Here is a 12,308-nt window from a genome sequence, read left to right on the forward strand (position 1 = left end):
TTAATCAAAAGAGAAGGTGTAATATGCATCCCCGGTGGTTTCATCCGTGCCAATACGTGAAACCAAAGACCAGCCTTTAGTCAGCTGCCAGGTAAACTTCACCGCATCGCGCAAGCCATTCACGCTTTTTTCCAGTGATACCCGTACATTCTTACTTAACTGCTTACCCACCGAAACCACCTGGGTAGAGCTGCCGTCCTTTTCCTTCAGGCTGCTGAAACCCACATCGTCGAGACCCACTTTACCTAACAGCCCTTCGCTAAAGCTCGAATTATCTCCGGATGTAAGCAACGCATTAGCCACTTGCAGCATCAGAGCACTGTCTGATTTTTCCATGCTGTCCGAGCCATGGCCAAACAAGAGCCAGCTGAGTTTTTCACTATCCGGAACACTGGGTTCGGAGTAGAGCATCACCCGTGGCCGCAAGGCGGTGCCGTTCACCTGCACACCCGCCTCGACTTGCTGGCCCCTGCGCATAGCCAGCACATCCAGCCCGGGGTTATCAATCGGCCCCTGGAATGCCAGCACCCCACGCTCAATATCCAGCTTTTGCCCGTATGCGCTGTAAGTGCTGCGGGCATTGCCTTCATTTTCAGCCACCTGCACCACGCCATGCGCAGTAGGCGGCTGATTGGCTTGTGCGCGCAAACGCAGCAGACCGGCCAGCCTTGCATCTAATCCATACCCCCTGAAACGGAAGTTTTTTCCAAGATCAATATCCATCTGCAAGGCAAGCTTTGGCCCAGCATCAACCGGCGCTTTCCTGCGGCCTTTAATCACCACATCATCTGACAACTTGGGCACATCGTTTGACTGGAAGCGGATATCCCCTTCATCTGCCTTCAGCTGCCCACTGACGCTCAGCGCCTTATCTTTCAGCATAATATTGCCCTGGCCGGACATCACAACCAGCATATCGGCCTTACTGATCAAAGTCAGCTTATTGGCCGTAACCTGGGCTGTGGCACTGGGGCTGGGGCCTGTCAGATCAAACGAACCTTTCGCATCCAAAGTACCCTGCCCGCCTTTAAACTGGAATTGCTGCAAATTAATTAGCTGCTTATCCAGCGTTACCCTGACCTTCCCATCCTGCAAAGCCAGCCCCGTTGCAGCATCCCGCACCGATACGCCATCACCGTAGATAAAGCCGGTCCAGTCGTTTTCTCTGGGTAATCCTGCGTGCCGCACTTCAAAACGCCCGTTCCCGGCCAGCGTTAAATCCGGTCCAAGCAGGGGGCCAAACATTGAAAGCTTTGGCACATCCCCCTTGATAAATACATCAAGCGGCGCGCGCTCTGCCAAGCGCCAATTCACGGCATCCAGCAGCGCAGTACCATTTGCCTGCATCTGACCAAAACGGCCAGAACTTAAATTACCGGTGAAGTTCAGGGCGGATTGTTTCGCCAGCACCTGCAGCCTGAAATCTTGTAAATCAAACTTTTGCGGTGCTGTGTTTTGCGTTACATACTTTAAATCACCAGATTGCCGGTGGATTTCCAGCTGGCCATCTAAGCTGCCTGCAGATTTAAGCGCCCAGCGCCCGCCCAGCATCAGATTACCGCTGACTTCTTTTTGCCCCAGCAACGTCAGCCATTGCCCAACCGACACCTGCTCCAGCTCACCTGTGGTATCCAGATTGCCATCCTGCCAGTTCAGTTTTTCGATATGCACCCGCGTCTCGCCCATCAAAAGTCGCGCATCGCCAAGCCGCACCTGATTAGCACCAGCCTCCAGCAATAATGGCGCAGCCAGGCTCAGGGCCAGCGGCTGATTCACTTGCAGGCCCTGCACGCTGCCGCGCCAGACCCACTGATCATTTATGCCGCCCTCAAAACGGGAGCTGACATCGATCAAACGCTCACCCTGCTTACCTTTTAACTGCAGGCTGGCGTTGTGTTTTTCCCGGCTGCCGTCTGCTTTAAAGTTAAGCGTCTGAACTTGCACACCTGCCGCTTTTGCATCCGTGATGTCGGCAAGAATATACATTGGCCCTTTTAAATCAGACTGCAGCTGAGCATCCAGCACCGCCTGATTGACCGACACGCCAAAAGGCGTTTGTAAACCTGAAACTGCCAGCCGGGTGGCAATTTGCGGGCTAAGCATGGCGCCTTTTAACTGCGCATCCCCGCTGATTTTACCGCTGAACCCCGGGCCAAATTGCTGTAACTGCGGCAGGCTGATTTTCAGTTTCAGCACATCACTGGCAAGGCCAAGTGCACCCTCTGCATCGATGCGATTCGCACCTAATGACAGCCATAAATCTGCATTCGAAACACGGGTTTCTTCTATATTCAGCCGCCCATTACCACTGAGCACTTCACCATTAAAACGGCTGTCACTCAAGCTGTAATCCACACTGGCTTTTATAGCGGGCTGTAAAGCACCGGCTAGTTTAAATTGCCCTGTCAGCGATCCTTTCGGGCTGGCTGTAAATTCAGCAGGGTTAAGACCCGTAAATTCGCCCGACAATTTAAAGTCATTTTTTGCCACGCCTTTTGCATCAAGCAAACCCAGCTCACCCTGTAAGGCAACGCTGCTGTTTGCCCGGGATAAGCGTGCCTCACGCAAAACAATACGCCGCTCATGCTTGGGGTTTAACCAGCCCATATCCAGATCCAGCGCTGCATTACGCTGTGCATCGGCCAGTTTAGCCAGCACATCGGGAGCCAGCCACGGGCCTTTCAACTCAATCGTACCCCCAAGGGATGCAGGAGGCTGACGCGTAAAGAGCTTAGCCGGGTCAATTTTGGCCAGATCAAGCTTTAATTTCAGCTGACCTTTATCTAATTGCCCCGCCCCTTTAATTTGCCCTTGCCCCAGCAAATCCAGCGACATGGATTTAAGCGTAACCGTTTCTTTTAAATACCCCAGCTTGCTGCTGATCTGCGTAAACGGCAGCCCGCCCTGATCAATCGTTAAAGGCATTGCATTACGGATTTCCAGCGCGCCACTGGCCGAGTTTTCACCCAATGGAACAACAGATAAAGACACATCAATCAGCGCCTTGGGCAAACCTTGCATCAGCGCGGCAGGATTAAGCTGCTGCAGCTTAATCTGACCTTCACTCAAAAGCTGATAGGTATAAGGCGCAAACAGATCCAGCCGTGCATTGATCATGGCGTTGAGCTGATTGCTTTTGATATCGCCTTTTAATAGCAATTTACGCAGCTCGCCATCAAGCATGATTTGGGATTGCAAGGGCTGATTTTCCACTTTACCCGCAAGAGAGAGCTGACCCGAAGTCACAAAAGGCTGCGTCCCCACCAGCGCCAGATGACCTTTTAAACTCGCATCCAGCTGAGGCAGCTTTAACTTCAGCTGATCCAATGTGATTTGATGAAAACGCCCATTACTGGCTAATTTAAACCGAACATCATCCAGATCGGGCGAACCCTTGATACTCAGCTTTTTAATCTGTGCCTGATCGATATGCAGACCAATTGGCAAAGTAATGCTTTCAGGCGGAGGCGATGCCGGCTTATCCGGCGGGCTGGGTTTAATGTCTATCTCTAAATGGCCGATACTTAATTCATCCAGCGATAAATCACGCGCCAGCAGGCTGTACGGGCTCCATGCAAGGCTCACTTTATCAATCGCAAGCCCCATATCTTCAGTCTTCAGCACAAGGCCCCGCAGAGCGAAATCAGACCATAAAGAGCCATCAATCGCGCGCAGCTTTGCCACACCACTCTGATTAATTTGCTTTACCAGCCAGTCGCGCCCCATTTGTGAATCAAAAAAGGCCAGCGCAATGGTCAGTAAAAAAACGGGGATAACCAATAAAAACAGCAGCCAGCCCATCAAGCGGCGCATTTTTGAATACCGTGCAACCGGCTTGGCAGCCTGAGTTTCTGCGGCAGCAGGCGTTTGATTTGTCTGCATTTAGAAAGTCACTCCCATGGTGAAATGCACACGGAACTGATTTTCTTCCACGCCTCTCGCCACATCAAAACCAATCACCCCCACCGGGCTTGCCCAACGCGCCCCCACACCCACACCCGTCGAGCCACGCCAGTCTTTCCACTGATCGCCGACGCCTCCGTGATCAACAAACACGGCCCCAAGCCAGTCTTTATATACAGGCTGCTGATATTCTATGGAGCTGACCGCCATAACCCGGCCAGGAATGGTTGAGCCCCCCAGCGATAAACCTAAACTTTGATAATCATATCCACGTACCGACGATGAGCCACCGGTTCGGAACAACCAGTCACTTGGCACATTAAAAGACTCTTTGGTAAAGGTATCACCGGCTTCCAGGCGGGCAACTACGACGCTTTTCTCACCTACAGGCCAAAACTGCACACCACGCCCATAAAGGCGGACAAAGCTTTCATCCGACAACAAGCCCTTCAGTGCCCCCCCGCCTTCCAGAGTAATGACATTACCCGAGCGCGGGTTTCTGATCCGGTCTACATCACGCCGCACCCACTGATATTTTGCGGTTAAAGACTGAGGGGCAGAAACCGTGCCATCGTTTAGCTCGCGGCGCTCCATCTGATATTCAATTGCAATTAATCGGTCAATATTCTTTTCAGTGCTGCTGCGGGATACCCCGGTCTTCCAGGTGCTGGTATCCAGGCCCTGAATATTTTCATTCACATAGCTGGCATAGACCCGGTGCTCATACCCTGATGCAAAGCGGGGAAAGGTAATCCCGGCACTTGCTGACTGCTCTTTTTGTTGCAGACTCACGCCACTATCCAGCACCCAGCCCCGGTCCATCAGATTTAAATAGCGATAATCAAACGAGCCACGCATACCGGTATTGGTGCTATAGCCCAAACCTGTACTGATTTTGCTCAAAGGCGCTTCTTGCACCGTTACTTTTACGGGCGCAATGAAGGGCGCGTCGGGCGGCAGATCAACATCCACCAAAACCAGAGAAAAATGCGGCAGATTCTGTAAATAGGTTTGTAATTCTAATAAATCATTGCGGCGATATTCGGCGCCCTCACGAAACTGAATATTGTTGCGGATTAATTTTTCAGGGTAGCGGGATAAGCCCGTGATACTTACTGGCCCATAAAAATAAGCAGGCCCGCTGTCTATATCAACAGTCAGATCAACAGTATTTGCTTCGGGATCAACACTGGCTTCGGCATGGACTAATTTGGCCGCCGGATAACGGCGATTCAGCAATGAACTGACCGCGCCACGCTTGGCGCTATCCCAATCACTCTGGCGAAAGATACTTCCCTTGGGCAGGGGCCAGTTTTGCTCCTGGCGCTCTTCCAAACGCTTCATCCGCACTTCGTCGGGGATAATATCACCCAGATAATTCACATCCACACTGCGAACCAGGGTTGGCTTTCCGGCATCCACATCCAAAGAAACAATCGCCGGAATGGTCGATTCGTCCATGCTGGCGGTCACCCTGGGCGAAAAATAACCTTCTGTCGCCAGCAGGCCGGCAACGACATCCGGCGCATTATCGATCAGGCGTGAAAGCTGCTCTTTGGTCATTCTTTTTTCAGTTTTCCAGCGAGCAAGATCCAGATGTTTTTCTAAGAGTGCCTGCAAATCACCAGGTGCTTCAATATTCAAAACATAGGGAAAATAGACACTTTGCTCTGCATCCGCAGCAGGCAGCTCTTCGGCCAGCGACAGAAAAGGGAAAGCCATGACCAAAACGAAAAATGACCGAACAATCATAGGGATGATTTTAAAAGAGACAAGGCCGCTACTTTACCGCATGGGAGGCGCAGCGGACAAAAAAGAACCCGGTCTGTATACGCATCCAAAGACGCAGAACACAGAGCCGGGTAACAAGAAAGACCAGATGAAGAGTCAAAACATACTACACACACAACAACTTACTACTTACCACACTTACAAACAGCTAAACCACCAGATCAACGAGTTGCAATAAAACCCTGGGACTTCAACAGCAGGTTTTGAGCAGATTCGATGTTCTTAAAAAGAATTTGCAAGGTACGCATTTGCATCTCCTTAAAAGTTTGGGTCAGAGATCTGTTCCCAATCAAGCAATGACGCTACTTTAGCAAAACTACATATCAATTGCAAGTGTTTTTGTAATAAAACTACCTGTATAAGTACAATAATTTACAGATACAACTACATCATTTAAAAAAATATGTAACGAATTCAATGATATGAAATGTATTAACATCAAAAACAAAACAGACCATTGTGTAATTTAACTACAAACCATCAAACGAAAGCTCGCGGCGGCCTCCGCCCTCTTACGCGAAGCAAGAAAAATCAGGGACCGCCGCAGAAGTCACGCAAAACGCAGGGACGTTTGCAATAAAAAAGCGGCACAAGGCCGCTTGATAAATAAAAGCAAAGGAAAAAACAGTTACACAATGATCAGCTAAAACCCACACTAAAAAAAAGCAGCGTACAAAGGCGCCAGATTGCGCCTCTGTACTACCCGTTTAACTGCTGGCAAGCACCAGACACCTGGTGTGATCCAGATCACTTCCCTAATAAAGCCGCCTTTAATGAATCGTTCACTGGTGCTTTTCCCAGCCAGATTGAAAGCATAGCCGCAGCAAAATCGTCACCAGCAATGGTTGCATAGGTCTTTCCACGCACGGTAACGCGCGTACCCTGGCCCGGCATAAAGTCCAGCACAATCACATCACCTTTAGCGGCGGTTTTAACCAGCTTAAAGATTTGCTCCAGCTCGGCAATTTTCGGCGCAAGAGCTGCCAGCGTGGCCTCACTCTGATTGGACTTCAACCCATCCACAAAACCTTCATGCATGGCGGCAGCGGAAACTTCACGCAGCATGCGCAGCTCCATACGGCGTGGCACGGGCGAATTCACCACGGCGCTGGCATCCTGGCTTTTTACCGGCAGGTAGAGCGCAGCCAGATAAACATCAAAAAATACTTTTTTACGCACACCCGCACCGTTGAGTGCCAAAGACTGGCTGGACAACTCAGCACGATCGGCTAAATTCACCCCAGCCACTTCCAGCGCCATACTGCTCTGTGCTGCCAGCACAAAAGAAGCGCCTATCAGTAATTTTTTCATTTTTTCATTTCCTTGAAAAAAAACCCACGGATTTTAATCCGTGGGCAAAAGCCTTGACCTGTGAATAAAACCTTACAAGGATTGGATAATTCCTGCCGCGCCCATACCGGTGCCGATACACATGGAAATCATGCCGTATTTGCCAGCCATGCCGTGACGGCGCATACCGTGCACGATGGTTGCCGCACGAATCGCGCCGGTTGCACCCAGCGGGTGGCCTAAAGCAATTGCGCCGCCCAGTGGATTAACCTTGGTCATATCCAGATTAAGATCACGCGCCACAGCCAGTGCTTGCGCAGCAAAGGCTTCGTTCAGCTCAATCCAGCCCAAATCATCCAGCGTCAGGCCAGCTAACTTCAGTGCAGCCGGAATCGCTTCTTTCGGGCCAATACCCATGATATGTGCCGGAACGCCTTTTACGGCAAAGGTCACATAACGCGCCAAAGGCACGAGGTTAAATTGCTTCAGAATGCGCTCAGAAACCAGGATCACCGCACCCGCACCGTCGGACATTTGCGAGCTGTTACCTGCAGTAACCGAGCCTTTGGCCGCGAATACAGTCTTGAGCTTAGCCAGGCCTTCCATGGTGGTACCTGCACGAGGGCCTTCGTCGGTATCGCAAATCTTGCTGGTGACTTCAACTTCGCCAGTCGCCAAATTTGGCGTGCGGGCAAATACTTCCAGCGGGCTGATTTCGTCTTTGAATTCGCCGGTAGCAATTGCATGCAGGGCACGGCGATTGGACTCCACAGCGAAAGCATCCTGGTCTTCACGGGATACATTCCACTGCTCGGCTACTTTTTCTGCCGTCAGGCCCATACCAAAAGCAATGCCCAAATTTTCGTTTTTAGTGAAAATTTCTGGGTTCAGGGAAATTTTATTTCCCATCATCGGCACTTGCGACATGCTTTCCGTACCCGCCGCGATCATCACATCGGCTTCGCCCAAACGGATTTTATCTGCAGCCATGGCAATGGCGTTCACGCCTGAGGAGCAGAAACGATTGATGGTGACACCACCTACCGTATCCGGCAAACCCGCCAGCAACACTGCCATACGGGCAATATTCATCCCCTGCTCGGCTTCTGGCATAGCGCAGCCCACAATCACGTCTTCGATCAGCTTAGGATCAAGCTGAGGCACCTGGGCCAGCGCACTTTTTAATACATGGGCCAGCAAATCATCCGGGCGAACGTTACGCAACATACCGCGCGGTGCTTTACCAACCGGGCTGCGCGTCGCAGCAACGATATAAGCTTCTTGAATCTGTCTGCTCATTTTGAGCTCCTAAATTTGGGGTCTTCTGAGCAGGGTAAGCTCGCAACTTATCGCCCCCCCTGCTCCGATGAATTGTTTAGTTACGCAGCGGCTTGTTGTTTTCCAACATATACATAATGCGCTCTTGCGTTTTGCCAGTTTTCAATAGCTTCATAAAGCGCTCACGCTCCAGCTTCAGGATCCACTCTTCATCCACCAGCGTGCCCGCATCTACATCACCACCGGTCATGATTTCGGCGATATGGCCGGCAATCAGGTAGTCGTGCTTAGAGATAAAACCGCCTTCCAGCATATTGATCAGCTGGCCCTTGATGGTTGCAGCGCCTGCGCGGCCCGCTACAGCAAATGCTTTTGGCTTAACCGGTGCTTTGTAGCCTGATTCGCTCATGGCGCGCACTTGCGCTTTAGCCACATAGAGCAATTCATTCGGGTTAAACACAATCACATCAGAGCTGCGCAGATAGCCAATTTGCTGGCCTTCTTCTGCACTGGTACCCACTTTCGCCATCGCAACTGACAAGTAGTAATCTTTCAGAGCAGCAACAATATCGCCCTTTGCTTCTTGCGAGGCACGCAGTGCAAATTCTTTACACCCGCCCCCCGCTGGCAAGAGGCCCACACCGACTTCAACCAGGCCGATATAGGTTTCAAGGCAGGCCACAACGCGTGAGCAGTGCATTAAGAACTCGCAGCCACCACCGAAGGCATAGCCCTGAGCCGCGCCAACCACGGGTACAGCGGCATACTTCAGACGCATGCTGGCTTTTTGGAATTCGGCCACCATGTTTTCGATCGAAGCAAAGTCGCCGGTCATAAAGGCCGGGCCCATGCTCATCAGATCTGCGCCCACCGAGAACGGCGCTTCCGGATGCCAAACCACCAGACCAGCAAAACGCTCTTCAGCGATCGTTACCGCCTGATTTACACCGGCCAGAACATCCGGGCCAATGCAATGCGCTTTCGTTTTAAAGCTCAGCACGGCAACGTCTTCACCAGGCTGCACCCACATGCGCACGCCATCGTTTTCAAAAATCGTTTCGCCATACACAGGCGCTGCATCGCCTACTACGGTTGGCGGATAAAGCTGACGCTTATAAACCGGCAAGCTGGAGCGTTGTTTTAGCGCATTGTCTGCCGCGCTGAACGAGCCTTCTGGCGTGTGCACTGCATCACGCGAAGCCACCCAAGCAGGCAGAGCCACATCGCTCATTGCCTGGCCTGCTGCTGAATCCGCAGCAATGGCCGCTGCGATCTCTTTCCAGCCAGCTGCTTGCCACTGCTCAAACGGGCCCTGATTCCAGCCGAAACCCCAACGAATCGCAAAGTCCACATCACGTGCGTTATCTGCAATGGTATCGAGGTGATAGCTGATGTAATGCCATACATCACGCATGCAGGCCCAGAGGAATTGCGCTTCCGGGTGCGCGGATTCGCGCAATGCTTTAAAGCGTGCTGCAGGATCAGTGATTTTCAGCAGCGCTTTCACTTCATCGCTGCCCTTCTGGCCACCGGCAATATATTCGCCAGTAGCAGGGTCAAGCATCAGTACATCACGGCCTACTTTCTTGAACACGCCCGCCTTGGTTTTTTGGCCCAAAGCACCGTTTTCAATCAGCTTTTGCATCCAGGCCGGAACGTTAAAGTATTTGTGCCATGGGTCTGCTGCCAGTTGCTCAGTCATGGTTTTAACCACATGAGCAAAGGTGTCCAGGCCAACCACGTCAGCAGTACGGAAAGTCGCTGATTTTGGACGGCCCAGGCGCGGGCCAGTCAGATCATCAACCACATCAAAACGGATGCCGAGGCGTTCGGCGTGATAAATCGTCGCCAGCATGGAGAACACACCAATGCGGTTGGCAACAAAGTTAGGGGTGTCTTTAGCGCGTACCACACCCTTGCCCATGCGGGTAGCAAGGAAGCTTTCCAGCGCGTCCATCATCGCAGGGTTAGTCTGGGAATCGGCAATCAACTCAACCAGATACATATAGCGTGGCGGATTAAAGAAATGGATACCGCAGAAACGGCTGCGTAATTGCTCAGGCACACCGCCAGCTAAAGAATTAATCGATAAGCCGGAAGTATTGGACGCCAGAATTGCGTGAGGTGCTACAAAAGGCGCAATTTTTGCGTAAAGATCAAGTTTCCAATCAAGGCGCTCAGCAATGGCCTCAATAATTAAATCGCAATCTTTTAATTTTTCTAAATCAGAGCCGTAATTAGCTGGCTCAATATGATCCGCGCGCATTGCCGAGGCTAATGGCGATGGTTTCATTTTTTTAAGATTTGCAATTGCCTTTGTTGCAATGCCATTTGCATCGCCTTCTTTTGCTGGCAAATCAAATAAAACGGTTTTAATTCCCGCATTGGCAAGATGGGCAGCAATTTGCGCTCCCATAACGCCCGCGCCGAGAACGGCAACCTGACGGATATGCACGGTATTGGCCATGTTTAGCCTCGCTAAAAGGAAAAGGAGGGGTGGCGAAAACCACCCCGGAGTCACGAAAACCCTCCCCGGAGGGAGGGATAAAACGAATTAGAAGCGGTAATTCAATTGCGCGCCAAATACATTGGCGTGGGCGGAAACATCAGCCTTAGTCAGCACTGAATTACTACTATCCACATTACTCATGGATGAATTACTAAATTTCACATAGGTATAAGCCACATCAACTGACATATTTTTATCAATTGCATAGTTAAACCCGGTAGAGAACCAATAACGATCGCTGTCTGGCAAATTAGCAATGCGATATTCTGCCGCATCCGCAGGAGACTGATCGTAAGCCAGACCCACACGCAACTTCAGAGGATCATTGTATTGATAGCTCAGACCCAATGAGAAGCGATCAGTATCACGCCATTTTTGTGCGATATCAGCATTAAAGCCTGCATCTGTTTTCAAAATCAAATCTTGAAACTTAGAGTGCCAGGTATGCGTCCAGTCACCCGTTAATGCAAATTGGCTATTTAATTTTTTATAGAAATTAATGGCCAGTGAATCCGGCGTTTCTAAATCAACTGTACCATTTGAATTAAGCAGCTTTGCCCCAATTGCCACACCCGGAGGAAACACGCCAGGTACAGTAAACTTGGTATCACCCTGCAAGCTGTGGCTTAAGCTGGAGCGATATGCCGCACCAAAGCGCAAGCTATCGTCCACCTTCCAGGTGACACCCAGATTAAAGCCATACGCCCAATCGTCGCCCTCATAATCCATCGATCCATCAAGAGCCGGTGAAGAGTTTCCACCGACAGTGGCTTTACCGCCCAGATCAATCATTTTTTTAAAGCGCGCTTTCATATATTGCGCAGTGACACCTGCGCCAACAGAAAACTGCTCATTTATTTTGTAAGCGACCGAAGGATTTAAAGCCAAGGTCATGAGTTCAAGATCAGTACCGTTGTAACGGCCAATCCATTTATCATCAAAATTGGTTTTGTCACCAAATGGCACAAACATTGCCAGCCCTACAAACAGCTGATCATTCACCTGATGGGTAATATAAGTTTGCGGCACAAACACAGGATCAGTTGGCGAGCCACCATCACTGCCTGATACAGGTTTACCACGGCTATTAGTGGCATTCAGATTAGAGAAGCTGATGTGTGGATCGACCACCACCAAAGCACCCGATATATTGGTGCCCCGCAAATTGGTCATTCCTGCCGGATTGTAAAACAGAACAGAAGCGTCCTCTGCCTCGGCAGCGTTTGAATTGGCAACACCCTGCGAGCTGACACTTTGCACACCAAAGTGATAACCGGATGCAAGCGCATTGCCCGCAAAAAACAAGCTTGCCACACCTAAAGTACGAATTGCCATACGAATAGTTCCAGACATCGTCTATCTCCTACTGTGGCCAGTGGCCTGTGGTTTAGTCCTATGCAGTCAATCTGCAACAAACCCCAAGTACTCTGTTGGTACTTTCAAAGAAGGTAAGATGGCCTTACTCATACCTTTGCTTTTTGGGCCGTTTTAATTAGGTCTTAAATATAACGCAAGCTTATTTTTATTCAAACGTCTG

7 protein-coding genes are annotated in these 12,308 nt (G+C 50.6%); 1 reads left to right on the forward strand and 6 read right to left on the reverse strand.

All coding sequences use genetic code 11. The features are described from left to right. Together HA050_RS18760 and HA050_RS18765 are read right to left on the reverse strand one after the other, a co-directional pair. Positions 1-3,882 (reverse strand): translocation/assembly module TamB domain-containing protein, encoded by a 3,882-nt coding sequence (locus HA050_RS18760; RefSeq protein ID WP_166829644.1) that lies wholly within the window; start codon positions 3,880-3,882, stop codon positions 1-3. Next, the gene (locus HA050_RS18765; protein WP_166829647.1) at positions 3,883-5,625 is read right to left on the reverse strand and encodes an autotransporter assembly complex protein TamA; all 1,743 of its coding nucleotides are present in this window, start codon (positions 5,623-5,625) and stop codon (positions 3,883-3,885) included. Here HA050_RS18765 and HA050_RS18770 point away from each other — a divergent pair. Beyond that, positions 5,624-5,872: a hypothetical protein gene (locus tag HA050_RS18770; protein ID WP_166829650.1), complete on the forward strand. Its 249-nt coding sequence runs from the start codon at positions 5,624-5,626 to the stop codon at positions 5,870-5,872. The genes HA050_RS18765 and HA050_RS18770 overlap by 2 nt on opposite strands. 569 nt (positions 5,873-6,441) lie before the next feature. Here HA050_RS18770 and HA050_RS18775 read toward each other — a convergent pair. From HA050_RS18775 to HA050_RS18790, 4 genes are all read right to left on the reverse strand, one after another. Further along, positions 6,442-7,005: a chalcone isomerase family protein gene (locus HA050_RS18775; RefSeq protein WP_166829653.1), complete on the reverse strand. Its 564-nt coding sequence runs from the start codon at positions 7,003-7,005 to the stop codon at positions 6,442-6,444. A 72-nt stretch (positions 7,006-7,077) separates the two neighbouring features. Then, complete coding sequence (locus tag HA050_RS18780) at positions 7,078-8,283, reverse strand: acetyl-CoA C-acyltransferase (RefSeq protein WP_166829656.1); 1,206 nt, start codon at positions 8,281-8,283, stop codon at positions 7,078-7,080. Positions 8,284-8,359: 76 nt separating this feature from the next. Beyond that, entirely contained in the window at positions 8,360-10,729 is a 2,370-nt protein-coding gene (locus tag HA050_RS18785; protein ID WP_166829659.1) for a 3-hydroxyacyl-CoA dehydrogenase/enoyl-CoA hydratase family protein, read from the reverse strand. Between the two features lie 87 nt (positions 10,730-10,816). After that, positions 10,817-12,124: an OmpP1/FadL family transporter gene (locus HA050_RS18790; protein WP_166829661.1), complete on the reverse strand. Its 1,308-nt coding sequence runs from the start codon at positions 12,122-12,124 to the stop codon at positions 10,817-10,819. Between the last annotated feature and the right edge of the window lie 184 nt (positions 12,125-12,308).

Source organism: Iodobacter violaceini (assembly GCF_011601265.1).
In the GTDB taxonomy this organism is placed as follows: Bacteria; Pseudomonadota; Gammaproteobacteria; order Burkholderiales; family Chitinibacteraceae; genus Iodobacter; species Iodobacter violaceini.